We start from the raw sequence: 25315 nt of genomic DNA, 5'->3' as shown, positions 1-25315 counted from the left end.
CGCAGCGGCGGCTTGTGCAATGAATGGACCTAACCGCAAAACCAATCGATGAATGCTCGGAGTTTTGGCGGCTGATTGCGTGTGGGATAATAAAGCTTGAACTGGACAGGACCTGGCTCGAATCCTGTCAAAAGCTCAACCAGTTCACCTGCCTCGATGGCAGGTATTTCCGTCGCTCTGTAGAGTTGGGCGAGACCCAGGCCCGAGCGAACGGCAAAATCGAAATGGTGATTGTCGTCGAACACCAGTCGCGGTGGCGGATCGAGACGAAAAACCTGATCGTTGACGTTGAAGGTCAACGGCTCCAGTCGCTGGCTCCCAGGAAACCTGTAACGGATAACCTCGTGGCTTCCCAGATCATTAGGATGCTGCGGGGTGCCAAAAGCTTCCAGGTAGGAGCGCGAGGCCAGCACTGAGCGGCGAAGAGGTGGACCAATGGATCGAGCGATCATATCCATCTCCAGTGTATCTTGAAAACGGATTCCGGCGTCGAAGCCACCAGCTACGATATCGGACAATCGATCGTCGGTTGCGAGTTCGATTGTGATGTCCGGGTAGTGCCGGACGAAGGCGACCAGTCGCGGCAAGATGCAGACCTGAGCCGCCAGCCGCGACAGGTTGATCCGCAAATTTCCTGCCGGCCGCTTCCCAACCGTCCGAACCCGGTCGAGTGCGTCCGCGATGTCGCTGAACGCTCGGTCCGTGTTTTCAAGCAGGAGGCGGCCCGCCTCGGTCAGCCGGACACTACGGCTTGTGCGCTCGAAAAGCCGGACCCCCACAAGGGACTCGATCTGGCGAATCTTCTGCGACACCGCTGACGGCGTTATCCCCAACGGGCCGGAAGCGGCTGTGAAGCCATTGGTCGTGGCGACCATCCGGAAGATCGGCAGCAGCGAGAAAAGATCGAGCGCCATCATTAAGTCCTGCTTCAAGGCTCTTGAAGCATGACCCAACTCGACTTCACAATCAAGCGGAGCCATCTAGGGAGCATCTTTCAAACCTGGAGTTAAAAATATGACCGAAGATTTGGCCCTAAGGGCATGGCCGGACAGCCTCGCAAACGCGATCGATGTTGCGATCGAGGACGCACTGGCAGAGGGCCGCATCGCTGGTGGCGTCGTGCTCGTCGCCCAAGATGGCAAGATCGTTTACGAGCGGGCGGCAGGCTTTGCTGACCGTGAGACAGGCAGACAGATGCAGATCGAGACGCCTTTCCGCTTCGCTTCCGTCACGAAAGCCTTCACGACCATGGCTGCGTTGAAATTGATGGAGGCCGGACGTCTGTCGCCCGAAGACAGGGTGACGAAGTATCTGCCGGAGTTTACGCCTCGTCTCGCCGATGGCTCGATAGCCGACATCAGGATCGGTCAGTTGATGGCGCATACGGCCGGGCTGGACTACCGCAACCAGCAACCCGCCGATGGACCCTATGCCCGTGCCGGGGTGTCGGATGGTCTTGAGGAGAGCCGGGGCTCACTCGAAGCAAATCTCGCCCGTATCGCTAGCGTGCCGTTGGATCGCATTCCCGGCGAGGGCTGGCGCTACTCCATTGCGACGGACGTTCTGGGCGGCGTGATTGAGGCCGTCACCGGCACGACCCTTGACGGCGCAATCAGCGCCCTGGTCGCCAAGCCGTTACAATTGGGTGCGGCGTTTCATTGGCCCCAAGAGGATATTGCGGTCCCCTACCACAATGGCGCATCGGCGCCCGTGCGGATGACCACCGGTGTCGAGGTGCCGCAGCGTTACATTGAAGGTCCCGGCGTTCGCTTCGATCCGGAGCGCATTCGCGACGCGTCCGCCTGGCCCTCGGGCGGCGCGGGCATGGCTGGCCGCGCGCGCGACGTGCTGACCCTGCTTGAGGCTTACCGCACCGGCGCTTTCCTGGGCGATGATCTGCGTGAAGCGGCGAGGACCCCCAGAGTCGGCGCGGAGGCTCAGGCGATGGGCCCGGGGTGGGGCTTTTCCTGGCTGGGCGCTGCCCTGATCGACCCCGCGTCCACCGGTAGCAAATGGAGCAAAGGATCGGTTTCCTGGGGCGGAACATATGGCAATTGGTGGGGTATCGATTTCGCCAGGAAGAGAAGCGTCGTCTCGATGACGAACACTGCCTACGAGGGAATGTCGGGCAGGTTCGCGCAGAGCATCGCGGCGGCGACCGCGATGCCGCTTTTGTAATTCTGGCTCAGAGCGTGATCGGACAGACGGCAAGCTACGGCCTCAAGCCTCCACGCGTTTCGGCAACTCGGAGACGAGGGCATCGATTGCCAGTCGTGAGCGCAGCGGCAAATATTGAGTGGCCGGCCAGACAGCGTAGCACTCCATCGATGCGCTTGGACGATTGGCCCACAATGCAACGAGAGAGCCGGCAAGCAATTCATCGCGGATGAGCCAGTGGGGAACCCAGGCCAGACCCATACCGTCGACGGCGGCGTTAGCGATGGCCTCGAGGTCATCGAACCGAAGCCGCGACGTGACCGAGATGTCGATTAGTTTGCCGCTAGCGTCTGGGAGTTGCCAGGCTTGTCCGTGATCGGCGCGCCAATAGAGCAACGTGTCATGGGCTGCCAGATCCGTAATTTCATCGGGAGCACCCTTGGCGGCCAGATACGCGGGAGCGGCACAGAGGACCTTGCGTTGGCTGGTGATGCGCCGCGCTTGCAATCCAGCACCGTTGCCCAAGACACCGTTGCGAACCGCGAGGTCCACGCCATCGGCAATCAGATCGACCTGCCTGTCGCTGAAGCTCAGATCGAGTTCGAGCCGAGGGTGCTCGCGGGCGAAAGCGAGAAGAACAGGCGCTACACAATAGCGGCCAAACAACACCGGCATGGAAACGCGCAGCCTTCCCACGACGTCGCGTCTTCCCGATTCGAGAAGGGACTCGCCAGCCCGCAGTTCCTCCATCGCACGCAGGCACCGCTCGTAATATTGCTGGCCGTCCTCCGTCAGATTTTGCGTGCGGGTGGTCCGGTGAAAAAGGCGAACACCGAGCCGTTCTTCCAACCGTGCGATGGACTTTCCGACAGCAGAGCGAGTGAGTGCAAGCCGTTCGGCAGCCTTGGCAAACCCACCAGCTTCAACCACCTCGACGAATACCGGCACGCCGTCAAATCGATTACGCATCTAGCGACTGGTCCCAGGAAGGGTATGAGCATTGTAGAACGGCGGGAACCAAAAACGGGAAGAACTGTCGCCACCGCCAACGTTCATTCTACGCTAAGTACAAAAACACGCCAACGATTTTGAACGGTCGCGGTCATGCACCGCATTATTGCGGCCGGCAACAGCCATCTGGAGCTGGAAGCCTATTTGGGTCGGCGCGTTGCCCAGACCGTGCGCCGACTTCAGCCTGCTTGATCCGCATTTTTCTCAACCCAGGAGCCTCATCATGAAACTGCTTTGCCTCGACATTCCCCAACCCGGCGCCACCATGGAACGGTATCAACCGCATATGACGGACGAAGTCCGCCATACCTGGCAGGCTTACAAGAGCGGTATCGTGCGCGACATCTATTTCCGCCAGGACCGTCCGGGCGTGGCCATCATCGCCGAATGCGACTCGATCGATGCCGCCAAAGAGGCTCTGAGCGAGTTCCCGCTGGCCAAGGCCGGGCTCATCGACTGGGATGTTATCCCGCTTGGCCCTTTCCTCAATTGGGAAACGCTGTTCGCATCCGGAAATGCCTGAGACTGCGCAAAATCACGGAGCACTTCGCGCCCGCCGCGATCGGCGGGCGCAGCAGCTTTCGTCAAGCGCTTCAATCCCGTCTGGATCGACAAGGAATACGGACAATGAATGTGCTGGGCTATTCCGCACCATCGGCCACCGGGGCTCTTGAGCCTTTCGCCTTCGAGCGGCGCGCTGCGCGGCCCGACGATGTCGTGATCGACATCGTCTATTGTGGGGTCTGCCATACGGACCTGCATTTGGTCCGCAATCACTTTGGCTTCACGAGTTATCCCATCGTTCCCGGCCACGAGATCATCGGAAGGGTTCGACAGGTCGGCGAGAAAGTCAGCCGCTTCAAGGCGGGTGACATGGTCGGCGTCGGCTGCATGGTCGACTCCTGCCAGCACTGCAAACCCTGCCTCAATGGATGGGAGCAGGACTGCGCCGAAGGCGCGACCTTTACCTATGCCAGCATCGACAGGCACGATGGCAGCCCAACCTATGGCGGCTATTCCGACATGATCTTGGTGTCGGAGAGGTTTGTTCTCGCTCTGCCCGATGGACTCGATCCGGCCGGGGCCGCGCCGCTCCTATGCGCCGGCATTACCACCTGGTCGCCGCTCCACCGCTGGAATGTCCATGAAGGCAGCAAGGTCGCCGTGATCGGTCTTGGCGGCCTCGGCCACATGGCGCTGAAGCTCGCCAAGGCGCTCGGCGCCGACGTCACGCTGTTCACCCGGTCAACCGGCAAGGATGAGGACGCTTTCCGCCTCGGCGCCGATCATGTGGTGCTGTCGAGCGATCCGGCCCAGATGGCGGCCGTCGCCGGCCAATTCGACGTGATCATCGACACAGTCCCCTACGACCACGACGTCAACCCATACATGCCGACGCTTGCGCTGGAAGGCGTGCTTGTCCTGATTGGCTATATGGGGCCGCTTGGCACGCCGGTGAACGCCGGCGGCGTTGTGCGCGGCCGCAGGGCGATCTCGGGATCGTTCATCGGCGGCATCGCCGAGACCCAGCAGATGCTCGATTTCTGCGGTCAGCACGGCATCGTCTCGGATGTCGAGATCATTGCGATCCAACAGATCAATGAAGCCTATGAGCGCATGTTGAAGAGCGACGTAAAGTATCGCTTCGTCATCGACATGGCCTCACTCAAATCACGAGGAACATGACAATGCCAGACAATATCAAGCCCATTCTTTGCGTCGTCACCAGTCACCCGATCCGCGGCGACAGCGGCGAGCCGACAGGCTTCGCCATGGTCGAGCTCACGCATCCGCTTGCGGTGTTCCGCGAAGCCGGCATCCCGGCCGAGATCGCCTCGATCCGGGGCGGGCATCCACCGATCGACTTCTTCGACCTCAAGGATCCGGTCAACGACCGCTTCTGGCACGACCAGGAATTCCGTGACGCGCTCGCCCACTCGCTGATCCTTGGCGAACTCGACCCGTCACGCTATTCGGCGGTTTTCTTCGCCGGCGGCCACGGGACGATGTGGGACTTTGCTGACAATGCGGCTGTCCAGCGCGTCATCCGCGAGATCTACGAAGCAGGCGGCATCGTGTCCGCAGTTTGCCATGGCCCGGCAGCCCTGGTGAACGCGACGCTTTCGGACGGCAGCTATCTCGTAGCCGGCAAGAAGGTCGCCGCCTTTACCGACGAGGAGGAGGCGGAGGTCAAGTACACGAAAGTCGTGCCTTATCTGCTCGCGACCACTCTCAAGGAGCGGGGTGCGCTGCACCAGCCGGCCCCGAACTGGACGGAGAAGGTTGTGGTCGACGGCCGCCTGATCACCGGCCAGAACCCGGCGTCCGCGCACGGCGTCGGCGAGGCAGTCGTCGGTCAGCTGACCGCAAAGTCCTGAGCGACAATATCCGGGCCATTGATCTTGGGCGCGACGAATAGCTGTCGATCTGAGGCGCCGGAGTGCAGCAGGAGGAAGGAGCAGAGATGAAGATCATCGCGATCGAAGAGCATGTACTTCCCGAAGAGGTGCAGCATGCGTGGAACACCATTGCCGGCGCCGATGACGGAACACTCGGGCTCAATCCCGGGATCCTCGGCAATCGCCTCGCTGATCTTGGCGAGCAGCGCCTCGCGCTGATGGACGAAACAGGTGTCGACGTGCAGGTCCTCTCCCTGACGACGCCCGGCCTCAACAACCTTGGGAATCACGCCGCCGATCTGGCTCGCCGGGTCAACGATCTCCTGGCTGAAACCGTGGCCTCGAAGCCATCCCGCTTCCAGGCATTGGCAGTGCTGCCATCCGCAAGCCCTGACGCAGCCGCGCAGGAACTCGAGCGCTGTGTCCTCGAGCTCGGCTGCAAGGGCGCCATTCTCTACGGCCGCATCGGTGAGAAAAATCTGGACCATGCGATCTTCGAGCCGACATTCGCCCGCGCGGCGGAGCTGGGTGTCCCGCTGCTGATCCATCCCCAGATTCCGCAGACGAGCATTCGCGACGCCTATTATGCGGGGTTCGGCGCACCGGTTGACCTTGCCCTCTCGACCTTTGGTCTTGGATGGCACTACGAGGCCGGCATTCAGTTCGTCCGCGTCGTCCTGGCCGGGGTATTCGACCGCCATCCCAACCTTCAGATGATCCTTGGCCACTGGGGCGAAATGGTGATCTTTTATCTCGAGCGGCTCGCAATGCTCGATCGGGTGTCGGGGTTGCAGCGGCCGTTTGTCGAGTATGTCCGCAACAATCTCTATCTGACCGCCAGCGGAATGTTCAGTCCGGCATATCTGCAGCAGGCGATCGGCGCCGTCGGCCCCGACCGCATCCTGTTTTCGACGGACTATCCCTACCAGTATCGCCCAGGAAGCGACGCACGGAGATTCGTGGAAGATCTGACGCTCGACAACGCCGACAAGGCGAAGCTTGCCCACGAAAACTGGGAGCATTTGACCAGGAGTTCTGGCTAAGAACCCGGCGCAGCCGGGTCCCAGCCTCAACGGATAGCAACACCTACACCGGCTCGCCGGTCGTAAAGGTTTGTCCGCTGATAGGCCTAAGTCATCGTCGGTGCACCTCCTCAATTCATTAGAAGGACCCACGACATTGAAGCTCACAGGAAATACAATTCTTATCACCGGCGGCGCAACCGGTATCGGTTTTGCGCTCGCGCGACGCTTTTCCGAAAAAGGCAATCAGGTTATAATCTGCGGTAGGAACGAAGCCGCTCTTCGCAAAGCGAAAGAAGAAGCGCCGGCGCTAGTCACCCGCATCTGCGATATCGCCGATACCGCAAGTCGCCGGTCGATGGCCGATTGGCTGAAAGCGAGCCATCCAACCCTCAATGTCGTCATCAACAATGCCGGCGTTCAGCACCGGCGCGACTTCAACCATGATCCGGAGATCGCCACTCTCGATCAGGAAGTGGCTATCAACCTCACAGCGCCTATCCACCTGATCGCCGACCTGCTGTCCACCCTCAGGCAGCAGGAGCACGCTCATATCATCAACGTCAGCTCGGGGCTGGCCTTCTCGCCGATGGCGGATGTGCCGGTTTATTGCGCCACCAAGGCCGCGATTCACTCCTTCACGCTGAGCCTGCGCCATCAGTTGAAATCGACAGGAATCCGGGTGGTGGAGATAGCCCCACCGATTGTCGATACCGGTCTTGGTGGCAACACGCGCAGTGAAGGGACAGCCAACCGTATGATGGTCAGTTCGGAAGAATTCGCCACGGAAGCGCTTGCGCAGCTCGAAGCGGACAAGGACGAGGTGCTTGTCGGTATCTCTGCCCAAACACGCCAGCTGGGCGAAGCCTTGTTCGAGCGGATGAACAGCCGCTCCTGAGCCACCATGGGATTGCCGCGCGGGTCTCGGCAATCCCCGTCGTGCGCCGCGCGCCTCAAAGGTTCTATTAGCCATGTCTGCGGGCCGGACAGCGGATCAAATGGTGGGCCTGGACGTGCACTGAAAAAAGATGCCTGACAATCGATGCTATCGCGCCGCTTCCCCTACTCCCACTCGATTGTTTTCAATCCAGCTACGTCATTGATCTAGCTGGTCTTTTCTTATCAGAACCCGTCCAATTTGCACGCTCAAGCCGCCGATCACCGCATGCATCGCTGGAAGGTCTTTCGAAGCCGGAGTTGTTGGGCTACGTGTGACGGGTGCCATCAACGAGACGGAGGAAATTGACGAACGGGCCCAAAACCATTTCACCCAAAAGGCACAGGCTTACCCGACAACGCTCAATTCAAACTCAAAGAATTATGCGTAAGCTACTGATTTGTAATAAGTTGGTGGGCCCGGAGGGTCAGCATTTTCTACACAAAATCAATACGTTAGCGGATGGTTCGCCAAGCCGTTTCCTTCGTATTCTCTCGTATGGTCTGGCGAACCTAAGGACGATGAACGCGACTAATTACAGGCGTCAAGATATCGCCGATGTAGCCGCAGGTCGTCAGGAACTCCTTGGTAGTGAACTACCGAAATGGGGCCGACAGCAGATCGTCCGCTAAAAATGTGGGCAACGCAAAAAGCGGACATAGCGACCTGATGCCAAAATGCTTGCGAATGTTGCGCTAAAATCCGTACCGCCGCCAGATTGTGACAGAGATAGGAGCCAAAGGTCCTAACCAGCTACCTTGCAGTAATTATTCCAGCGGGCGCGCATCGCAATCTTCAACATATCGTCATCAGCCATGCCGGTCTGGAAAAGCCTAATGAGTTCCGCAGCGATTTCTTGCGCGTGTGAGGTGTCGGGAAGCACATGAAATTCAACACACAGGCAGTCAAAAACGGCTTTTAGTGCGTCGAGGTCGTTGGGATAAAATGCTTCGCCGTAAGAGCGCACTGGTCGGTTATGCATCAGACGCCTCCAAAGACGAGAGGGTGCGATGGTCGCTCCCAAGCAGCGAAGCCCAAAGAGGGCTCCGCCAACCTGATCATTTTGGCAGCGTCGCTATCGGCCGTCATTAAACTATGATGTAACGGCAACGGATTCCTTAATAAGCATTTGCGACGGTACAACGCTGATTGGCGCTCCGACAAGCGACAGACGCGAATGACGGCCGACCCATCATCGTCCTGTACCGCAACGACCTACGCATTTTGAACAATCGGACACTTTCGTCCGCAGTCGACGCGGGCAGCCCCTCATACTGCTTTTCATTCTTGACGAAGGTCTGCAGGACTCGCGTCTGGCAGGGGAAGCAAGGCGGGGGTGGCTCCATCGATCGCCACCGCGTCCGGCAATCAGCGCAAGCCTGCTTTGGACAGCGCTTGAAACACGGCCTCGTTTTGCCGTGCGAAGCGGAACCATTGAAATCGCCATCCGTTAGGCTGTTCACGAAATGCATGAGCGAGGCAACGTGGACCAGGATGACGCTTCACCTATACCATCCGGCGTTAGCGGCCTCGATTATGTCCTGCGCGGCGGGTACGCGAAATTCCGTTCACATCTCGTCGAGGGCAGGCCGGGTTCAGGCAAAACAACCCTCGGTCTCCAGTTCCTGATCCATGGCGCGGAGACCGGCGAGAAATGTCTTTATATAACCCTCTCCGAAAGTAAGCGAGAACTGCGATCCGTAGCTGACCGGCACGGCTTTTCACTCGAGGGTATCGAAATACTCGAACTGGTGCCGCCAGAGCTAAGTCTCGACCCGTCGCAGCTTCAGACCTTGGTGCACTCCTCCGATCTGGAATTGGGTGAGACGGTGCAGTCCGCGCTTGCCGAAATCGAGCGTATCAAACCGGATCGGGTCGTGTTCGACTCCTTGTCGGAGATCCGCCTTCTGTCACAAGGATCGTTGCGCTACCGGCGGCAGGTCTTGGCGTTGAAGAGCTTCTTTCTCCTAAACAACGTCACTGTGCTTCTACTGGATGACCTCACTGCCGAGCATGATGATCTCAACTTGCATTCGATCAGCCACGGCGTGATCCGCATGGAGCAGCTTTCGCCAATCTATGGAGGGGAACGTCGACGGCTTCGTGTGATCAAGATGCGCGGTGTCCAGATCCGCGGCGGCTTCCACGATTTCGTCATTCGCCCCGGTGGGGTTACCGTCTTTCCCCGTCTAGTTGCCGCCGAACACGACGTGGCCGAGCACGGGACTGTGGCCGTCAGCGACAGTTCTGTCGATACGCTGGTTGGCGGCGGCCTTGAACGCGGCACCAGCACCCTGCTCATGGGCCCATCTGGTGTTGGGAAATCAACCATTGCCTGTACTTATTGCTATGCCGCTCTGAAGCGCGGTGAACACGTGCTTGTCCTGTTGTTCGATGAGACCAAGCGCATCTTCTTGGCGCGTGCCTCAGGGCTGGGCATGGACCTGCAGCCGTTTGCCAACGATGGGAGCCTGTTGCTGGAACAGGTTGATCCTGCAGAATTGTCGCCGGGCGAGTTGTCGTCACGCGTCCAGTCGGCTGTCGAGCAATCGAATGCGAGAATTGTGGTGATCGATAGTTTGACTGGCTACCTCAACGCAATGTCGGAGGAGCAGCATCTCGTGTTGCAGATGCACGAGATCCTCACCTACCTTAACCAGAAGGGTGTTGTGACGATCCTGCTTTTGGCCAATCATGGACTGATCGGGCAAATGGCCTCTCCTGTCGACATGACCTACCTCTGCGATTCGGTCATGCTGCTGCGGTTCTTTGAAAGCGGCGGCCGGCTGAGACGGGCTATATCGGTCGTCAAAAAGCGCGTTGGCCCTCATGAGGATACCATCCGCGAATTCAAGATCAGTGCGGCGGGCCTCGCCGTTGGGGAGCCGTTGGAAGAGTTCCGGGGGATTTTGACTGGTGTGCCTACCTATGAGGGCAAGCAGGGCGATCTCCTCAACGACAAGGCATCGTGATGCCATCTGACTGCGGTGTGCTCATACTTGCGCCAGTGGGACGTGACGCAAAGATTGCGGCGTCGATACTCGCCACGAATGAAATCCGCTCGCACATCTGCCCAAGCCTGGATGAAACCCTTTCGCATCTGGACGAGGCCCAGTGTCTGGTGGTTGCCGAGGAGGCCCTGATCAGCTCCGACCGAAATCAATTTGCATCCTGGTTGGAGCACCAACCAACGTGGTCGGATTTCCCGATCGTGCTCTTGAGCATGCGGGGAACAGAAATCGACAAGCGGCTGTCGTTTCTGGATGGTTACCTTATTGTCCTGGAGCGACCGTTCCTGGCCTCCAGCCTGGCAAATTCTGTGCGCTCCGCACTGCGCGCCCGTGCCCGCCAACTTGAGGTGAAGTCCTATATTGAACAGAGGCAGGAAATAGCCGATCGGCAGAAGTTGTTGATCCGAGAACTCCATCACCGTGTCAAAAACACGTTGGCCAATGTCCGTGCAATGATGAGTGCGACCGCTAGGTCGAGTGGCAGCGTGGAGGACTTCACGCGAGATTTCTCGGCCAGAATTGTTTCTCTGGCTGACACGCACTCGATGCTGACCGACGACTACTGGCAGATGGCTTCCTTACATAAGCTGCTTGAATCGGAGCTGCGACATTACGATACCAGCGACAAGTCCCGCGTATTGCTCGAGGGACCGGATGTGTCGCTAGTCGCTGACATTGCGATACCGGTCGGTATGGCGTTCCATGAGCTTGCATCCAATTCATCGAAGTATGGTGCATTATCTCGACCTCAAGGCCGCCTTGAAATCAGGTGGTCGGTCGGCAGCTCAGGCGACGCTAGGGTCGTCAATCTTAATTGGCTGGAAAAGGGCGGTCCTGCGGTAGAGCAGCCCAAAAGGCGCGGTTTCGGCACGACGCTGCTTGAGAAGGTTGTGGCGGTGCAGTGCGATGCCAAGCTCGAATTGAACTACCACCGCGACGGTTTCCACTTCGCAATGGCTTTGCCTGTGCGTGAGACCAGGCTGGTGCCTGGCTATTGACGGCGGCGCGCGTGGCTGGCCGGTTCGAAGGCAGCGAATGACGCCGCGAAGTCAGGCGAAGCAGGCGATTTTCGCTAGAAACCCTTCGCCTGCGGATAAGGCGACGGCTTCACAGGCGTGCCGGCCAGGTAGTTGGAGAACTCGCGCTCAAGGGCAGCCACCGCAGCGTCTTTGGTGTCCTCCCTCTCGCGCTGACCGCCATGGACGCGCCAGCGCTTGTCGTTCGTGCTGATCGACCAGAACCATTTGTCCTTGCTCGGCCCGTGCTGCTCGCCAAGCACGCGGTCGACGCCGGAGCCGAGGAACGACGGCTCGAAATCTTGGGGACGAACGGTCTGGCCTCCAATCACAGTTCGCGCCCAATCGAGCCAGAGCCGCGCGTCACGATCCCGGACAAACTGGACGGCCTCAACTAAGGTCTCAAACGACCAGATCGGCTCGCCGTCCTCGAGGACCTCATAACCATCCTCCGCAGCATCGCGGACCTTCAACCTATCAGCCGGCATGCGATCATCCCTTGTACGGCCTGTCAGTCGACTAAGCCCGCATCCTGGTAACGAAGCGCCTTATCGATCGCCTCAGAGGCGCTGCCTGTATCTTCCTCAATTTCCACTCTGCTGAAGCCCAGCGTCTTCGCGTCGGCAACGAGCATCTCCGTCAGCTCGGCGACGGAGACATCGTCGGTCTCGTGGATATTGTTTGAAATCCATTCGAAGCGGAAATTCGTCCCGCGTGCACTCATCAGGCCAAGCTCGGTCAGACGTCGAAAAGATCGTCGGGACCGTGGCCCTTCACATCGATGATGTCGGGTCGATCGATCTCGTGGATGATGTCAGGTGTGTTGTTCCGGGGACTGCCTACCTTGCTGCCGATAGGCCACATCTTCATTAGGTCGGACGGGAACGGCTTCATCAGGTCGCGAGGATCTGGCTGCGGTCCGAGCCAGCGCATGTAGTCGGCCGGCGCCAGGATCACCGGCATCCGGTCATGAATGGTTGCCATCAGCTCATTCGGCTCGCAGGTGGCGATGGCGAAGGTGCGGATCAGTTCGCCCGTGATTTTGTCGGCATATTCTTCCCAGATCCCAGCCATGGCGAAGGGCTCGTCATCCTTCATAGCGATCGCATAGGGCTGCTTCCTCTTGCCCGTGGCATCCAGCTTCTGCCATTCGAAATACCCATCCACCGGCACCAGGCAGCGCCGTGAGGCATAGGCCTTACGGAACATGCCATTGGTGGCGATGGTCTCGCAGCGTGCGTTCACGGGCGGCGGGCGGCCGCCCCCATCACGAGCCCATCCGGGAACAAGACCCCACCGGGCCGACACGAAACCGGCCATCGAAGTGGACAATTCTTCTCGGATGATAATCGGATAGCTCAAACTCGGTGCACCGTTCCAGATCGGGAAGCCATTACCCATGCGCTCGACGTCGCCAGGATGGGCGAACTCGAAACGCCGCACCATGTCGGGAATTGTCGTTTTGACGAAAACACGTCCACACATGAGATCACCAGCCTGTCGTCGCGGAAGACCAAAATGGGAACAAGTCGGGAACGAGTCAAGCGTTGTCGATCTCCTCGGCGGATCGCTCGGATGCCTCCGCTTCCAGCCTGTTCAGTTCAGCTTTGATCTTTTCTGGGTCTTCATGCTCCAAACCGACCACGTCGTTCCTAGTCTCGTTAAGTGCTACGATGATCTCATCAAGCTTGGCGTGGATTGCTGCGGTGTCGCGATATCCCTGAATCAAAACGACACCAGTGATGACAATGGCCGCGACTGACAGACCGTAGGTTACGACATTGGTGAGGCCGAACGGCACGAGGGCCGTGCACACCACCATGGCCAGGGCCATTACGTAGAAGCCGGGCGGGCGAGACAGAAAATCGGCTGTGACGAACAGGAAGCGGTTCATTACGGGGTACCGCCTTCGCGATGGTCCAAGGCTTCCGCTATCACCTCGAACACGCTAGGCACTTCTTCGCTGATTTCTCTGGTAGCGATGCCCGCCTGATCGGCAGCTTTCATCACTTGGTCCGCAAGGTCGCTGATTATAATTGGATCGTCGGTCGAGGGTTCAGGCAACTCATCTGCCATCCATCGATCGAGAAAATTGATCCCGCGTGTGCTCATTTATCTTCAAGCTCGATCAGCAGCTTGAGTTCCACTCTGTTTAGACGCCGCCTTCAGCCGCTGCTCCCGCAATCGCGCAGTCTTTGCCTCCCGAGCCTGTCGCTCCGCATCAAGCACTAGCCTGCTTTCCCGATCCGCTCTCTCAATCTTCTCGCGGTATACTCTCCGGCGTTTCATGACAGCCTCCTTGGTCTGACGGGCCAAAAAGGGCTGAGGTATGAAATGGTTCCCGAAGATATTTTTTGGCGCGACCCTCATTTGTTATTGAGGGGAAGATGGGACCTTCACATTCGAGCTTTGGAAGAGGAGGAAATCCAGATGCCGCAACTCCATCAACGCGGTGTTGAGCTCGTTTATGAACTCGTCACCGCCGCCGATCATGTCGAGAAAATGAAGCATGAGGAGGTTGCCGCGCTGCTGCGGGAAACCGCCTCGGTGCTCGGCGATCTATTACAGCGCGACGTCCAAGATCATCCTGCCGAGAAAGGCTCACTCTGATGGACGTGCGCTCACGGCAGCCTCATCGAGTTCCGTCTCCAACCGATCGCTGACCGGCTTTGCCTGGACGCCGGCTGGCGTGCCGTCGAAGCCCTGCAGCCATGCGTCGGCTTGTTCCTGCCAATAGTCCGGAACGGCACGTTCTTTGCCATCCTTGCGTGCCTGCGCGCCATACATCCAGGCATAGCCGGCGCGTTCCTGATCCTTCTTGGCTACGGCCATTCATTCATTCTCCCAGTAGTCCAGCAGCCTCGCATGCCGCAGCTTCTCTTCGCCCTTCAGGGTTTTCACGCGGCCGACGAGGCCAGGCTTTAGCCATTCGGCTTTGTCCTTCTTATGCCCCCTCGGAACGGGACCGCCGACCCTGCCTTGCACCCGGTCCCAAAGGGCTTGCCGCTTGTCGGCCCTGAACGAGACGAATGCCCCACCCTTGTAGTGGCCCTTTTCAGCCATGATCACCTGGGCAGCTTTGCCGTGCTCCCGCTGCACGCCAATGATGTCCATTTGCTTTTCTTCGAAGCACTTGATCTTACGCCAAGCCCTGGTAGGACCGCCTCGATAGCCGCTGTCCTTTCGCTTAGATACCATGCCCTCAAGACTGGCCTTGTCGACGAGATGATAGACCGCATCGCCGGTGCCTGGCAGCGCCTCGCTGAACTGTATCCTGCCGCCGTCGGGGATCATACCTTGCAGGATGTCGCGTCGATCATCCAACGGCATGGTCCGCAGATCGTGGCCGTTGAGCAGCATCAGGTCAAATGCCACCAGATAAAGATCTGGCGATGGCTGGCGCCGCCCAATGATGCCTTGCAGCGCGTGGAAGTCGGACAGCCCCGCTTCGTTGATCATGATGGTTTCGCCTTCGAAGATGAAGGTTTTGGCCTCGATCGCGGCGGCTTCTGCGGCGAGGTAGCGATATCGAGCCGTCCAGTCGAAGCCGTTCTTGGTCAGCATCCGAATGCCATCTTCATCCTTGATGACCTGGGTGCGGTAGCCGTCGAATTTGATTTCGTGGCTCCAGTCGTCACCCTCGGGCGGGGTTTCGAAAAGCTCTGGCTCCATCGGCTTGATGAACTTCAAACGCATACACTGACCCGCACAAGCCGCGATTCAATCAGCATTACCTAAAATGGTTCCAAAACTGGAAACGATGGCAAGGTGCAACAAAGTCTTGGTCTGAACGTTGCGCGTCGGTTATAACGCCTCAGGAGCGCGCCATTGCCGACATACCATGTCGAGGAGATTGACTGCGATACCGTCACGGCGACTCACGTTGTGAACGCCACTACGCCTTTGCGGGCCGCCCGCGAGGCAACCGAGCGGGACGTCACCTTGCGTACGAGCGAGCATATATGGATACGCGTCACTGACGAGAAACGCGGTCACGTCTTCGAATACAGTTTCAGCCTATGACGAAACTATCAGACCTTGGTCCACCGATTCCGGGCAACCTGCATGGCGGCGACCTGATCCGCGAAGAAGGCCATTTTTACAACTGTCCGAACTGCGGTCAGAGGGTCGACCAGCGCGACTTGCGACAGGTATTCTGGCACGAAGAGCCAGGGCACCAGCCTCTGGAGCCCGAGCCCGAGGCGACGATTATAGAATTCCGACGAAGGAAATAGGATGCTCGCCGTCTTTGCCCGGCAAGAGCGGATTTCCTGTGTTGGCAGTGCTGCAGCCAGCGGAATGGATGGAATGGCGCAGCCTGCTCGGCTTGGATGAGCCCGGGTTCTATGTCGCGCGGATAACGGTCCTGTCTCGATTGCAGCGACCACAAGTTCCTTGGTCACGGTCAAAGTCGGATGTGGTTCCAAGTGCGCCCGTGATTTGACCAACTTGAGCTGGGGTTACGTTACACTCATCTACTATACAGCTGTCGCAGATAGCAGTTGGTTTTTGATTTGTGATCCATGCGTTGATGCGCTGGGCGGTGTTCATTCACATGTTTGCCGAGGGTTTGCCAGTTATTTTCCGACCTCTAACAATTAGCGACATCTAATGTTCCGTGTCCTCTATGACGTTCGCGGCCATCCATACATGTGTAACAAAAAACCTCGGCACTGACTGAGCAGCGACGGGCCCTTGTTTGTCTGACCGGTTGACGGATATCCGAGCAAAATCTCAACTTGCTCGCGCCCGTCAGTTCCAACAAAAAAGCCCGCGCCTTGGAGGAGGCAGCGGGCCAGTCTGGGGAACGCTGTTGGAGGACAGCGCGCCAAAAGAACACTCGGTGCGGACTGCGGTTCCATGTGGCTCGGCGCGATCTGGAGACTGGACCAAATCCGAACTTGGGCACTGCGCTGATGGGCCCGCCTCGCGGGCGGCGAAGCGGGCCCGGCCAAGATGTTGCAGCCTTGGCCGGCAGCGAGGAGGCTGCCGTCACAGGAACAACCCGTTGAGTATCATGTTCCGCTTATACGCAAAAAAGGAATTCCCAGAGCTCGTCAATTCACAGCGGCTGTTGGACTGCGCGTTGGCGCCGAACGGTGTAAGCAAAGGTCCTGTTCTCATGGGTCAGTTCGGACACCCTAATCCACTCATCTTCCTGATGACGAAATGTGACCGGCTGGCGAACCTGCTCTTCGGCGGCTTTAAACGGTAGAGCTGCTTTCACCGTGGCAGATGAGACGACTAGCGCTCCCGACATAACTTCGACTCTATACGTGCGCATTCGACCCTCCCAGTCGCGCTCGTCACTGATTTGGCGACGTGTCCCCACGCATTGCGATACCGCGCACCGCTGCCTTCTTGGCAACGAGTGCCTCCAGGTCGGCATCTGATCGGTCGGTTCGCGTCTTTTCCCTAATCAACGCAATCAGCCGAGGCACCGATCGATCTTCAGGGCCGCACTCGCTCAACAACGCATCCACTACGTCAGGGACTTGATCAGGTTTCAGGGTTAGCCGCATTTCCCGACACTCCTTGGGAAGGCTGAGGTTGGTATCACCGAAACTTCGCAGCGGTTTGGCGGTTCCGGTACCAATTCAGCATGTGCAATGAAAAAAGCCCGCTGCTCTGAGGGGAGAACAGCGGGCTAGGGTCTGGAGTGTGCTGGGATCAACCAGCATTGGTTAACGGTCCGCGGAGAGGTTGGTTGCAGTGATGAGAAGCCCTCGCCGCCGCCATCTTAGCGACCGTCGCGAAGCTCCATGTTGCGACGACGTTGAAGCCGCCAGCGCCGAGCATCAAGGCATGACGCTCAATCTAAATCGTCGGCGACCGGCGTCAATTCGAGGTCGGCGGGCGATATGCCTGTTTGCAGCTGGGCCAGCCGTAAACCATCGACCCAATAGGCCTGGCCATCCACCAGCACCCGTGCGCGATAAGCGCCTTCGTTAAAGCTCTGCGCAGTGATGTAGACCTTGTGGCGGTCGAGCGCTTTGCGTACTGCGGCACGCTTTCCATTCTGGCTGGTCACAGGATTGGTCATTATTTGCTACGCGGAACTCTACACTGCACCATGGCCCGCGCCAGATCTCCGGACGCGGGACTCCCAAGGCAATCAGCAGCCATGAACACGGCGGCCGGGATTCAATTAGCTGAACCTGTAATGGTTCCAGAAAAGCGGTCAAAGGCCCTATCTCGCACGGCAAGCCTTACGCCGCGCGATTTTCTCAAGATGGCCCGCACCCCTCGGCAGAAGCGCGGGCCGACCAAGGAGTGACTTGGCCAGCGGCTTTTACCCGGGAAGGAATGTCGCCGCCACTACTCGAACTTTGGCTCTGCTCAGATGTTCCATGGCTCATGCCTTAGAACAACAAACCCGCTGACGGTGTCAGCGGGTTTATATAAGCTTTGAACTGGCCGTTAGTTGGCGCCGCCGAGCTGTTTTGTCATCTTACAAAAGTTGTCGTGCTGTTTGGCGATTGCCTCATCACCACACTCCTTCATCATGCCGGCGCGGTCTTCTTCTTTCATGGCCATCCAGGCAGCTTTGAACTCCGCCTCGGACTTCATGGTCTTCATGCCGGCATCGGTGAAGAACGGCGACATTTTCGCCGGATCATCGAGCGCGGATGTCCCGGTGCTGCCGCCTGCGAGAGCCGAGCCAGTCATCATTGCAAGCGCCATAGCGCCCATGGCGAGCATCTTGAAGTTCATGGAATACTCCTCCTGTTAAAGCTACTCCGGTAGCAGCTTGTTCCAACAACTCCGTGCCTCATAAAAAGTTTCGCCTGCGATGGCGAATGCCTAACCGTTCGATGTGGGTAGCTTAAGTGGCCCGCCTCGTGGCGAAAAGAGCCCGCCTGGAATGGGATCACGGGCGGTTGAGGCAGCCGTGTGACTTTCTGGTTACAGACAAGATCGTTAGCGCCCCCTAACGTTGGGTGCCGTAGCTTTGGCCGCCGGGGATTCTAATGAAAAGCTTTTTGCTCGCATCTGTTTTCGCCCTCGCACTGTGCGCCCCGGTGATGGCTGCCGATATGGTTTCGCCTGTAGAAACCCCAGAGTGGACTTGGCAAGGGCCTTACGCTGGCGTCTTCGGCGCGGGCACGCTTGAGCACTACAAGATTCACGAGCCTAATATCGATGCTAGTGCCACACACAGTGTCGGATCGGCCACCGTTGGAGGTTTCGCCGGCTACAACTTCGAAGCAGGCAAGGTCGTCTACGGTCTTGAAGGTGAACTTGGCTACCGCTTCAAGAAGAACACTTTCGACGACATTCCCGGGCCGGGCGTCCTCGATGCATCAACCGGGCTGTTCGGTTCCTTAAAGGGCCGAGTTGGCGTGGATATGGGATCATATCTACCGTTCATCACGGCAGGTGTCACAGCAGCGAAGCTGAAGACTTTCTATCCTGGCGGCCCTGCAGAGCGCGATGCGACAATTGCCGGTGGCATAGTGGGTGCCGGTGTCGATGTGGCACTTACTCACAACGTCTTCTTACGTGGTGAGTACGATTTCTCCTTCTTCGGAAAGAAGTCGCTGGACTATTGCGGCGGCGGGTGCACGCTTGAACACACGGTTCAGACGCACGACTTCCGCGTCGGCATCGCCATAAAATTTTAAGCCGATAGGGCATTTGTTCCGGCGGTCTTGGGGCCCTGTCGGAACCGTTCCCTAGCGAAGGGCTGATCTAGTTCATCGCTGCGAACCTGGCTGACGTTACAGCATTTGAGCCCGTGCCGCATGCAGGGACTCAAACACGAAACCGCGATTCAATCAGCATGTGCTAAAACAGTTCCGAACTTGAAAATGCCCAGCGAAACAAAAAAGCGAGACGCACGTTGCGATCGATCGCAGCTGGGAGAAACCACGATGACTGACGACAAGAACAAGCTTGGCTATCAGGACCGCGGCCGCGTGAGCGGCGATGAGGAGTATGAGGTCGGCTATTTCGCGAGCAAATTCGGCCTGTCCATCCCGCAAGTCCGGGAACTGATCGCAAAGCACGGCAACGACCGCGACACGCTGGAACGCGAGGCCAAGGGACTCAAAGGCAACTAGCCAATGCCGGTCTCTAAGGTCGAAAAACTGTTCGCAGACGAAGTGCTATCTTCTGACAGTGTGGAGGACGATAATCCCTTGAAAGCCGCCGAAAAAATCGCCGGGCCGATCCGTCTCGGATCGAGCCTTGCAGCAGTACTGGTACCGGGTCGTCGACTTGCGCACAGGGGCGATATGCGAGTTTAGCGTGCCTGAAGCCGGGGAAGACAGAGGCTTTGCGAAATGACCAGGCTATCCGACCTCGGTCCGCCAATACCGGGCGCGCTGCACGGGGACGACCAGATCCGCGAAGAGCAGCATTTCTACAACTGCCCCAACTGCGGGCAGAAAGTGGACCAGCGCGATTTGCGCCAAGTCTTCTGGCACGACGAGCTGGGACATGAGCCGCTTGAGCCGGAACGGCAGGCGACGATCATCGATTTCCCACGACGGAAATGAAAAAGCCCGCCGGCCAGAGCCAGCGGGCAGATTGATTGGTAGAAGTCGGTTTCACTCAACTAAGACGGGCGGAGCCGATGGACCAGCAACCACCCTGGAAAGACGATCCTTCTTGGTAAGAACCGGCTTTTCGTATGTCTTCTTCATTTGTAGCTCCTCGCTTTTCCCTCGCCGGCAAATTGCCTTGCGTGGGCATTGGCTGTCAACCTTAGGCCTGGCGCCGAAGGGTATAAGCAAAAATCCGCATCTCATGGGTGAGCTCGGACACCCTGATCCACTCTCCCTCCTCATGACGAAATGCGACCGGCTTCCGCACATGCTCTTCGGCGGCGTTGAACGGTAGACCTGCCTTCACCGTAGCAGTTGAGACGACAAGCTCTCCCGAAATGACTTCGACCTTATACCTGCGCATACAAGGCTCCCATCTTTGCCCTGTACCCCGTCGAATTCCACGCAACAAACGTCCCGTCCTTGCGCGGCTTCGACGTTGATGTATTCGGCGGCCGAACGGCTGAGTTCATCCTCGTAGACAATTCCAGCTGGCGGCTATTTCGAATCAACGCCCTGCTCAGGCTCAATGCCGATGGTGTCGCCGTCGCCGTGCACCTGGTTGCGATCCCAGTCGTTTGTTTTGTCAGGCGTTTTGACAACGGCCTCGCGGGCATCTCTGTCTGTATCTTTGCGAGGCTTTGGGCCAGGCATATCGCGCGATGATTTCGGAGCCATGAGGTGCGTCCCTGCTGTAATGTCGATTATAAAAGAAGACCGGGGTTAGGTTGCTTCACGCACCCGCAGCACGTGTCGGCATCCATCAGTCTTAGTGATCCTTATTTGGCCGTGAAAAACGTCAACAGGACTTTGCCTTCGTCGCCCAGCAGGCAGACAAAACGGTCTGGCGCACCGGTTTTGCCGCTTCGAGCGATATAGGCTTCTCCCAGAACGACCGTTTTGATGGGCACGTCCCCAACAGTGGTGTCCGCCTTGCTCATCGCGACACTCTCCATGTCGATGACGAGATCGCTGATGTCTTTGGACCCTTCCTGAAGCGCCAACAGTCCGGTGGATTTGCAAGCAGCAATCGCCGGGTCGTCGGCCGCCTGGGCAAGGCAGCCTCCAGTCAGCGCCGCCACGATAAGCGACGACGCAACCAAATTTTTAATCAACATCTCGTCCTCCAAAGGATGGGCCAGTGGCGTAAGACGCACCGAGAGGAAAGTCCTGGTGTCGAAGTTCGTTCCTCGACGCTGCACAAAGCCGACTGCAGAACGCCTGCCAAGCGGGGAGTGCAGTATTTTCAGGAACGGGTCGCTGCGGCACTGGGGCTGTGACCGCCCCTGGCGTCCCTATCCGCCGGAGAGTGCTCCGGCTCGGCTCCGGCACCAGAGCCCCCCGGCAAGTCGAGGGTATAGAGCGGGCACGGTAAGACGAGTTACGAACGTCGCGGCAATCGGAGCTCGCTTAATGCGGAGAGCAGATCGGCAAACGCGGCTTTGACGACCAAGTTTAGCGGGCGCTCTTACCGGCGGGCCTCTTGACCGCTGGAACGGGGCCGATGCGGACGGGCAGGTTCCGACGTTCGCAAGCAAATAGCGGACGGTGCGGTCGTCGGCTTAGCTGGCGCCGCTTCCGAGACTCCGAGCATCCCGCACCGGTGTGATACCTTTGGCCAAGTGCCCCTTTGGGAAGGTGGCCCGCAGGTTGCGTCAAGGCAGCGCGGGCCGACCGTGATTCGGGGCATCTTGGTCGCCGGCAAAACGCATTCCGGCCGGCGACATGCTAGTTGCCATGCGATCGGCGCTCGAACTGGCGGGAGTTGCCTTTCTAAGTGATGGCGAGACGATCCATGGCGGCCCGGGCGTCCGACTCAGATCGACGGTGTCGCACGCGCATGCGCGGGATGGCCAAGCGGGCATTACTCAAAGCAACGAGATGTAGCGGTCAACTAAGTAGAGGTATCGCCGTCGTTTAACTCTGATTAGGTGCGCTCATCGCCCGTGACATTGGCTTAGGACTTCCGAAATGCGATATCAATGTCGTCGACTGAAAGCAGGCCTTTGTGGACCGGCAAGTTGTTGATCGACGCGACCGCCATCATCAGACCTTCAAGCTGAAGATTGGCGACGTTCATGGCCTGGAACTCTTTACCTGGTCGGATGGGTTCTGCCCGTCTGACTGGTGAGTCTTGTCGTCCACCTCATTGACCGGGCGCGTCAGTCCAACGCCATTCTTGGGTTTCTTGTTTCCGGCCGCGTCCTGAGAGAACGCATCCGAAGGATCGGCGCCGGTCTTTGCCGGATATTTTGTTGCCCCGGTTTCGCGATGGTTTTCGTTGTTAGACATGTGTTGGTTCTCCGTGTGATCAACGATAACCACCCCCGGCAGTGCTAGTTCCGCTCCAGATGGAACATTCCCTACGGCCGGTCGTTGGCCAGCAAAGGAGACACGGAAATGGCCAAGATCAAGAACCTCGGCGCGGCTATTGTCAGGGAGCCGGAGAGAGCCGGCGCCGAGATAGAGCGTAAAGGCCTGAACGGCAGCGACGAGGATCAAGGGTCACCCACCCCTAAGACGGCAGGTGCTTCTCCTAAAAACAAAAGCCGGCTGGCAGAACCGCTCCCTGCCAGACAAATCGATGCGCGGCCGGTGGCCGGCAAAACCCCTCGTCCGACCGACAGACCGGGAGAATAATCATGCCGCCCAAACCAGAGCCAAATGAAGAACCGCCGGTAGATGCCCCCGCCTGGACTCCCGACGTGCGAGAGCCTGACCCGGATCTTCTGCCGGACGAACTTCCTCTCCCCAATCCCGACGAGAACCGTGATCCCCCAAAGCGAGCTCTGCAATGAGCATCGATGATGAGGTGCGCAGCGGTGGCTGCCTTTGCGGTGCAATTCGCTTTTTGGTGAAAGGCGCACCTCTGCGCGTTGGACTTTGCCATTGCCAGGATTGTCGGCGCACAAGCGGCAGTGCTTTCACCTTCTACGGCGTTTGGCCGCGACATACCTATCAAGGCGCTGGGAACCTGCGGGCTTTCGAGGGACGGAGCTTTTGCCCTGAATGCGGAGCGCGCATGGGCGTCGCTGCCGGAGGAAGAGGCTGAGATCATGCTCGGTACCCTCGACATTGCCCCAGCGATATCCATACCCGGCTATGAACTTTGGATCGGCCGTCGCGAACCTTGGCTGATGGATCTGCAGTGGGCTGAGCAGTGTGAGCATGACCGAGAGCCGCGTGCGATAGACGCGCCATCACTTGAGCCTGAAATCCCAGCCCCACCTCAGCAGCCCGATAGTTGACTGCAACCAGGCGTGTCCTGCCCGTCAACCATCCAGGTCGACAGCGATCGATGAGCGATGGGTGGTGGCCCATCACACACGGCTACGCATGCACTTGAGGCCCCGTCCCCAAACTCTACTATCGAATTTTGCCATTTGACCGGGGACATGATGGGCAACGCGACAGCAAGCAATCTGTTTGAACGCGCCAGGCGTTGGGCTATGGCCTTGACGCAGCAAAAAAGCGTCACCGGAACCGATGGCGAGGCGTCGTTCGGGTTATGGTTCGCCGACGCGCTTGGCGCGGAGACTGTGTTTCGAGACGCACAAATCTGGACGATCGAGATCGAACCTGGGGACGGCCGCCATTGCGTGGCAATGCTGATCCGGGGTGCGGGGCGGGACACCATTGTGCTGACGGGGCACTACGACACCGTCTCGACCCGTGACTATGGGGAATTGGAGGACCTGGCAACCGAACCGGAACACCTCACCCCTGCCCTGGCCAAGATGTTGAGCATGGCCGAGACATCCGCCGCCCAACTGGCGAAAACGGATCTTGCCTCAGGAGAATTTCTTGCCGGCCGCGGCCTGCTCGACATGAAGGCTGGCCTTGCCGCTGGATTGGCCGTCTGCGCGGAGTTCGCCGAAAGTGATGGGCCTGTCGGCAATTTGCTCTTCATCGCCGTGCCCGACGAAGAAAACAACTCCGCAGGGGCACGCAGGGCTGTCCAGATACTGCCGGAAATAGCAAGAGAGCACGACCTCGATATGGCGGCCGCAATCAACCTTGACGCCATCGCTGACGATGGCGATGGCAGCAAGGGTCGAGTCATCGCGTTGGGAACAGTCGGCAAATTACTGCCGACTGCTTTCGTGGCGGGCTTTCCCGCCCATAGCGGCTTTCCCTTGAATGGGCTCAATGCGGGCGCGCTTGCGGCCGCGATCGCTGCGCGCATTGAATGGGCGCCGGAGCTTACCGACGGTTCCCAGGCGCTGCCGGGAACACCGCCAAGCCTTCTCAGCATCCGTGATGGCAAGGTCGGCTATGACGTGACGACGCCGGCGACAGCCTTTGCCACGTTCAATGTGCTGAGCTACCGCCGAGCGCCAGACGAGGTGCTGGAGCGTTTCGAGAGGCTATGCCTCGGTGCGGCGAGCGACTATCAGGCGCAGCTCACCCGGCGCCTCGGTTCGAGGCGCAGCAATCTCATCGCCGGGACAATCCGCTTGTATCGTTACGATGTCGTGCTGAGCCGTCTCGATGCGGAAGCGAYGTCGAAGCTTGAGGCGCTCTGCGCTTCCATCGCCGCCGGCAATCTGCCCTTGCCCGAACAGTGCCGGATCGTGACTGAGGAAGCCTGGAAATTGAGCCAGTTCGCAGGCCCGGCAATCATCACGGGGTTTGGCTCGATCCCGTATCTGGCAACGAACCTTTCAGATACGCCAATAGCAGCGAGACTGAGGGCAATCGCCTCCGACATAGCAGCCGGATCGAGTGTCCGTTACGGCAGCGCAGTCAGCTGCACGGAGTACTTCGCCGGGATTTCGGACATGAGTTTCTTTGGCGAGGCCGCCGCGTCCGGGTTCGAGGTGGTCGGCAGGAACACGCCAATGTGGAAGGAAGGCGTCCGTTGGCCGAAGGCGCACGGGCTTGCGAATGTACCGACCATCAACATTGGCCCATGGGGTCGAGATTACCACACGCCGCTGGAACGTTTGCACACAGGCTATGCCTTTGATGTTCTGCCACGGCTCATCAGGGATGTCTGCGAGGCGCTCCTCGGCTCCATCAACCAGTGATGTGGTATGAGCGCGGGTGCAAAGGCAGACGGGCACGATTTCTACACATGTGCAACCTGCTGTCAGAAAGTAGACATGCGCAATTTCCGCAGCTGAGGTGGCACGAAAAGCCGCAACCATGAACCGCTGGAGTGAGACGCTGGCGCGACGATCATCAAGTTCCGCCGAAAGGCAGAGCCCGCC

At 58.7% G+C, this 25315-nt stretch carries 29 protein-coding genes and 1 pseudogene; 15 read left to right on the top strand and 15 right to left on the bottom strand.

Annotated elements, in window-relative coordinates:
* Window positions 1-29: 29 nt before the first annotated feature.
* Window positions 30-914 carry a LysR substrate-binding domain-containing protein gene (locus tag AC1DX4_RS30445; protein ID WP_477223842.1) on the bottom strand — a complete coding sequence of 295 codons (885 nt, stop codon included), beginning with the start codon at window positions 912-914 and terminating at the stop codon, window positions 30-32.
* A 100-nt stretch (window positions 915-1014) separates the two neighbouring features.
* Here AC1DX4_RS30445 and AC1DX4_RS30440 point away from each other — a divergent pair, with 100 nt between their 5' ends.
* Window positions 1015-2178 carry a serine hydrolase domain-containing protein gene (locus tag AC1DX4_RS30440; RefSeq protein ID WP_477223841.1) on the top strand — a complete coding sequence of 388 codons (1164 nt, stop codon included), beginning with the start codon at window positions 1015-1017 and terminating at the stop codon, window positions 2176-2178.
* Between the two features lie 42 nt (window positions 2179-2220).
* Here the strand turns inward: AC1DX4_RS30440 and AC1DX4_RS30435 are convergent, their stop codons facing one another.
* A complete protein-coding gene (locus AC1DX4_RS30435) occupies window positions 2221-3126 on the bottom strand; it encodes a LysR family transcriptional regulator (RefSeq protein ID WP_477223840.1) in 906 nt (301 codons plus the stop codon).
* Between the two features lie 265 nt (window positions 3127-3391).
* Between AC1DX4_RS30435 and AC1DX4_RS30430 the strand changes: the two genes are divergently transcribed.
* From AC1DX4_RS30430 to AC1DX4_RS30410, 5 genes are all read left to right on the top strand, one after another.
* A complete protein-coding gene (locus AC1DX4_RS30430) occupies window positions 3392-3691 on the top strand; it encodes a superoxide dismutase (RefSeq protein WP_477223839.1) in 300 nt (99 codons plus the stop codon).
* A gap of 104 nt (window positions 3692-3795) precedes the next feature.
* Window positions 3796-4854: an NAD(P)-dependent alcohol dehydrogenase gene (locus AC1DX4_RS30425; RefSeq protein ID WP_477223838.1), complete on the top strand. Its 1059-nt coding sequence runs from the start codon at window positions 3796-3798 to the stop codon at window positions 4852-4854.
* Window positions 4855-4856: 2 nt separating this feature from the next.
* Window positions 4857-5546: a type 1 glutamine amidotransferase domain-containing protein gene (locus AC1DX4_RS30420; protein WP_477223837.1), complete on the top strand. Its 690-nt coding sequence runs from the start codon at window positions 4857-4859 to the stop codon at window positions 5544-5546.
* Between the two features lie 86 nt (window positions 5547-5632).
* The gene (locus AC1DX4_RS30415; protein ID WP_477223836.1) at window positions 5633-6610 is read left to right on the top strand and encodes an amidohydrolase family protein; all 978 of its coding nucleotides are present in this window, start codon (window positions 5633-5635) and stop codon (window positions 6608-6610) included.
* Window positions 6611-6746: 136 nt separating this feature from the next.
* The gene (locus tag AC1DX4_RS30410; protein WP_477223835.1) at window positions 6747-7487 is read left to right on the top strand and encodes an SDR family oxidoreductase; all 741 of its coding nucleotides are present in this window, start codon (window positions 6747-6749) and stop codon (window positions 7485-7487) included.
* Window positions 7488-8271: 784 nt separating this feature from the next.
* Here the strand turns inward: AC1DX4_RS30410 and AC1DX4_RS30405 are convergent.
* Complete coding sequence (locus tag AC1DX4_RS30405; protein ID WP_477223834.1) at window positions 8272-8508, bottom strand: hypothetical protein; 237 nt, start codon at window positions 8506-8508, stop codon at window positions 8272-8274.
* Window positions 8509-8992: 484 nt separating this feature from the next.
* Here AC1DX4_RS30405 and AC1DX4_RS30400 point away from each other — a divergent pair, with 484 nt between their 5' ends.
* Together AC1DX4_RS30400 and AC1DX4_RS30395 are read left to right on the top strand one after the other, a co-directional pair.
* A complete protein-coding gene (locus AC1DX4_RS30400; protein ID WP_477223833.1) occupies window positions 8993-10498 on the top strand; it encodes an ATPase domain-containing protein in 1506 nt (501 codons plus the stop codon).
* Window positions 10498-11535 carry a sensor histidine kinase gene (locus AC1DX4_RS30395; protein WP_477223832.1) on the top strand — a complete coding sequence of 346 codons (1038 nt, stop codon included), beginning with the start codon at window positions 10498-10500 and terminating at the stop codon, window positions 11533-11535. The genes AC1DX4_RS30400 and AC1DX4_RS30395 overlap by 1 nt, the downstream gene beginning before the upstream one ends.
* Before the next feature lie 74 nt (window positions 11536-11609).
* Here AC1DX4_RS30395 and AC1DX4_RS30390 read toward each other — a convergent pair whose 3' ends face one another.
* Genes AC1DX4_RS30390 through AC1DX4_RS30370 form a run of 5 tightly spaced genes read right to left on the bottom strand, consistent with a single transcriptional unit; the run spans window position 11610 to window position 13665 of the window.
* The gene (locus tag AC1DX4_RS30390) at window positions 11610-12041 is read right to left on the bottom strand and encodes a hypothetical protein (protein ID WP_477223831.1); all 432 of its coding nucleotides are present in this window, start codon (window positions 12039-12041) and stop codon (window positions 11610-11612) included.
* A gap of 23 nt (window positions 12042-12064) precedes the next feature.
* Window positions 12065-12277 carry a DUF768 domain-containing protein gene (locus AC1DX4_RS30385; RefSeq protein WP_477223830.1) on the bottom strand — a complete coding sequence of 71 codons (213 nt, stop codon included), beginning with the start codon at window positions 12275-12277 and terminating at the stop codon, window positions 12065-12067.
* Window positions 12278-12291: 14 nt separating this feature from the next.
* The gene (locus AC1DX4_RS30380) at window positions 12292-13038 is read right to left on the bottom strand and encodes an SOS response-associated peptidase (protein ID WP_477223829.1); all 747 of its coding nucleotides are present in this window, start codon (window positions 13036-13038) and stop codon (window positions 12292-12294) included.
* Window positions 13039-13093: 55 nt separating this feature from the next.
* Entirely contained in the window at window positions 13094-13447 is a 354-nt protein-coding gene (locus tag AC1DX4_RS30375) for a low affinity iron permease family protein (protein WP_477223828.1), read from the bottom strand.
* Window positions 13447-13665 (bottom strand): hypothetical protein, encoded by a 219-nt coding sequence (locus tag AC1DX4_RS30370; protein ID WP_477223827.1) that lies wholly within the window; start codon window positions 13663-13665, stop codon window positions 13447-13449. The genes AC1DX4_RS30375 and AC1DX4_RS30370 overlap by 1 nt, the downstream gene beginning before the upstream one ends.
* 222 nt (window positions 13666-13887) lie before the next feature.
* On the opposite strand from AC1DX4_RS30370, the gene AC1DX4_RS30365 reads away from it, so the two are divergent.
* Window positions 13888-14163, top strand: coding sequence for a hypothetical protein (locus tag AC1DX4_RS30365; RefSeq protein ID WP_477223826.1), 276 nt, complete (start codon window positions 13888-13890; stop codon window positions 14161-14163).
* Here AC1DX4_RS30365 and AC1DX4_RS30360 read toward each other — a convergent pair.
* From AC1DX4_RS30360 to AC1DX4_RS30345, 4 genes are all read right to left on the bottom strand, one after another.
* Window positions 14155-14385 (bottom strand): hypothetical protein, encoded by a 231-nt coding sequence (locus tag AC1DX4_RS30360; RefSeq protein WP_477223825.1) that lies wholly within the window; start codon window positions 14383-14385, stop codon window positions 14155-14157. The genes AC1DX4_RS30365 and AC1DX4_RS30360 overlap by 9 nt on opposite strands.
* A complete protein-coding gene (locus AC1DX4_RS30355) occupies window positions 14386-15249 on the bottom strand; it encodes an ATP-dependent DNA ligase (protein WP_477223824.1) in 864 nt (287 codons plus the stop codon).
* A 2116-nt stretch (window positions 15250-17365) separates the two neighbouring features.
* Window positions 17366-17596, bottom strand: coding sequence for a hypothetical protein (locus AC1DX4_RS30350; RefSeq protein ID WP_477223823.1), 231 nt, complete (start codon window positions 17594-17596; stop codon window positions 17366-17368).
* Between the two features lie 377 nt (window positions 17597-17973).
* A complete protein-coding gene (locus AC1DX4_RS30345; protein ID WP_477223822.1) occupies window positions 17974-18267 on the bottom strand; it encodes a hypothetical protein in 294 nt (97 codons plus the stop codon).
* Between the two features lie 257 nt (window positions 18268-18524).
* Here AC1DX4_RS30345 and AC1DX4_RS30340 point away from each other — a divergent pair, with 257 nt between their 5' ends.
* The 3 genes from AC1DX4_RS30340 to AC1DX4_RS30330 all read left to right on the top strand — a co-directional run bounded on the left by AC1DX4_RS30340 (window position 18525) and on the right by AC1DX4_RS30330 (window position 20054).
* A complete protein-coding gene (locus AC1DX4_RS30340) occupies window positions 18525-19178 on the top strand; it encodes an outer membrane protein (RefSeq protein WP_477223821.1) in 654 nt (217 codons plus the stop codon).
* Window positions 19179-19427: 249 nt separating this feature from the next.
* A complete protein-coding gene (locus tag AC1DX4_RS30335) occupies window positions 19428-19616 on the top strand; it encodes a DUF3606 domain-containing protein (protein ID WP_477223820.1) in 189 nt (62 codons plus the stop codon).
* A 222-nt stretch (window positions 19617-19838) separates the two neighbouring features.
* Window positions 19839-20054, top strand: coding sequence for a hypothetical protein (locus AC1DX4_RS30330; protein ID WP_477223819.1), 216 nt, complete (start codon window positions 19839-19841; stop codon window positions 20052-20054).
* Window positions 20055-20600: 546 nt separating this feature from the next.
* Here AC1DX4_RS30330 and AC1DX4_RS30325 read toward each other — a convergent pair.
* The 3 genes from AC1DX4_RS30325 to AC1DX4_RS30315 form a co-directional block, all read right to left on the bottom strand.
* Complete coding sequence (locus tag AC1DX4_RS30325) at window positions 20601-20780, bottom strand: hypothetical protein (protein ID WP_477223818.1); 180 nt, start codon at window positions 20778-20780, stop codon at window positions 20601-20603.
* 101 nt (window positions 20781-20881) lie between these two features.
* Window positions 20882-21220, bottom strand: coding sequence for a hypothetical protein (locus AC1DX4_RS30320; RefSeq protein ID WP_477223817.1), 339 nt, complete (start codon window positions 21218-21220; stop codon window positions 20882-20884).
* 958 nt (window positions 21221-22178) lie between these two features.
* Complete coding sequence (locus AC1DX4_RS30315; protein WP_477223816.1) at window positions 22179-22394, bottom strand: hypothetical protein; 216 nt, start codon at window positions 22392-22394, stop codon at window positions 22179-22181.
* Window positions 22395-22502: 108 nt separating this feature from the next.
* On the opposite strand from AC1DX4_RS30315, the gene AC1DX4_RS30310 reads away from it, so the two are divergent.
* From AC1DX4_RS30310 to AC1DX4_RS30300, 3 genes and pseudogenes are all read left to right on the top strand, one after another.
* On the top strand, window positions 22503-22742 hold the full coding sequence (locus tag AC1DX4_RS30310) for a hypothetical protein (RefSeq protein WP_477223815.1): 240 nt from the start codon (window positions 22503-22505) through the stop codon (window positions 22740-22742).
* Window positions 22743-22896: 154 nt separating this feature from the next.
* A pseudogene (locus AC1DX4_RS30305) lies at window positions 22897-23350 on the top strand (GFA family protein).
* A gap of 147 nt (window positions 23351-23497) precedes the next feature.
* Complete coding sequence (locus AC1DX4_RS30300; protein ID WP_477223814.1) at window positions 23498-25132, top strand: M20/M25/M40 family metallo-hydrolase; 1635 nt, start codon at window positions 23498-23500, stop codon at window positions 25130-25132.
* The last annotated feature ends 183 nt before the right edge of the window (window positions 25133-25315 follow it).

The sequence above is a fragment of the Mesorhizobium sp. P3_A8 genome (genome assembly GCF_056402995.1).
Note: the sequence above shows the minus strand (reverse complement) of the source record. Positions and strands in the feature narration are given on the sequence as shown.

Bases quoted from the DNA above. Each gene is read 5' to 3' on its own strand.
- AC1DX4_RS30380 (WP_477223829.1), bottom strand. From the start codon at position 13,038: ATGTGTGGACGTGTTTTCGTCAAAACGACAATTCCCGACATGGTGCGG.
- AC1DX4_RS30310 (WP_477223815.1), top strand. From the start codon at position 22,503: ATGGCCAAGATCAAGAACCTCGGCGCGGCTATTGTCAGGGAGCCGGAG.
- AC1DX4_RS30385 (WP_477223830.1), bottom strand. From the start codon at position 12,277: ATGAGTGCACGCGGGACGAATTTCCGCTTCGAATGGATTTCAAACAAT.
- AC1DX4_RS30315 (WP_477223816.1), bottom strand. From the start codon at position 22,394: ATGTCTAACAACGAAAACCATCGCGAAACCGGGGCAACAAAATATCCG.
- AC1DX4_RS30360 (WP_477223825.1), bottom strand. From the start codon at position 14,385: ATGGCCGTAGCCAAGAAGGATCAGGAACGCGCCGGCTATGCCTGGATG.
- AC1DX4_RS30350 (WP_477223823.1), bottom strand. From the start codon at position 17,596: ATGACCAATCCTGTGACCAGCCAGAATGGAAAGCGTGCCGCAGTACGC.
- AC1DX4_RS30390 (WP_477223831.1), bottom strand. From the start codon at position 12,041: ATGCCGGCTGATAGGTTGAAGGTCCGCGATGCTGCGGAGGATGGTTAT.
- AC1DX4_RS30375 (WP_477223828.1), bottom strand. From the start codon at position 13,447: ATGAACCGCTTCCTGTTCGTCACAGCCGATTTTCTGTCTCGCCCGCCC.
- AC1DX4_RS30340 (WP_477223821.1), top strand. From the start codon at position 18,525: ATGAAAAGCTTTTTGCTCGCATCTGTTTTCGCCCTCGCACTGTGCGCC.
- AC1DX4_RS30420 (WP_477223837.1), top strand. From the start codon at position 4,857: ATGCCAGACAATATCAAGCCCATTCTTTGCGTCGTCACCAGTCACCCG.
- AC1DX4_RS30395 (WP_477223832.1), top strand. From the start codon at position 10,498: ATGCCATCTGACTGCGGTGTGCTCATACTTGCGCCAGTGGGACGTGAC.
- AC1DX4_RS30370 (WP_477223827.1), bottom strand. From the start codon at position 13,665: ATGAGCACACGCGGGATCAATTTTCTCGATCGATGGATGGCAGATGAG.
- AC1DX4_RS30430 (WP_477223839.1), top strand. From the start codon at position 3,392: ATGAAACTGCTTTGCCTCGACATTCCCCAACCCGGCGCCACCATGGAA.
- AC1DX4_RS30400 (WP_477223833.1), top strand. From the start codon at position 8,993: ATGCATGAGCGAGGCAACGTGGACCAGGATGACGCTTCACCTATACCA.
- AC1DX4_RS30405 (WP_477223834.1), bottom strand. From the start codon at position 8,508: ATGCATAACCGACCAGTGCGCTCTTACGGCGAAGCATTTTATCCCAAC.
- AC1DX4_RS30435 (WP_477223840.1), bottom strand. From the start codon at position 3,126: ATGCGTAATCGATTTGACGGCGTGCCGGTATTCGTCGAGGTGGTTGAA.
- AC1DX4_RS30335 (WP_477223820.1), top strand. From the start codon at position 19,428: ATGACTGACGACAAGAACAAGCTTGGCTATCAGGACCGCGGCCGCGTG.
- AC1DX4_RS30330 (WP_477223819.1), top strand. From the start codon at position 19,839: ATGACCAGGCTATCCGACCTCGGTCCGCCAATACCGGGCGCGCTGCAC.
- AC1DX4_RS30355 (WP_477223824.1), bottom strand. From the start codon at position 15,249: ATGCGTTTGAAGTTCATCAAGCCGATGGAGCCAGAGCTTTTCGAAACC.
- AC1DX4_RS30365 (WP_477223826.1), top strand. From the start codon at position 13,888: ATGGTTCCCGAAGATATTTTTTGGCGCGACCCTCATTTGTTATTGAGG.
- AC1DX4_RS30345 (WP_477223822.1), bottom strand. From the start codon at position 18,267: ATGAACTTCAAGATGCTCGCCATGGGCGCTATGGCGCTTGCAATGATG.
- AC1DX4_RS30425 (WP_477223838.1), top strand. From the start codon at position 3,796: ATGAATGTGCTGGGCTATTCCGCACCATCGGCCACCGGGGCTCTTGAG.
- AC1DX4_RS30415 (WP_477223836.1), top strand. From the start codon at position 5,633: ATGAAGATCATCGCGATCGAAGAGCATGTACTTCCCGAAGAGGTGCAG.
- AC1DX4_RS30440 (WP_477223841.1), top strand. From the start codon at position 1,015: ATGACCGAAGATTTGGCCCTAAGGGCATGGCCGGACAGCCTCGCAAAC.
- AC1DX4_RS30320 (WP_477223817.1), bottom strand. From the start codon at position 21,220: ATGTTGATTAAAAATTTGGTTGCGTCGTCGCTTATCGTGGCGGCGCTG.
- AC1DX4_RS30325 (WP_477223818.1), bottom strand. From the start codon at position 20,780: ATGGCTCCGAAATCATCGCGCGATATGCCTGGCCCAAAGCCTCGCAAA.
- AC1DX4_RS30445 (WP_477223842.1), bottom strand. From the start codon at position 914: ATGGCGCTCGATCTTTTCTCGCTGCTGCCGATCTTCCGGATGGTCGCC.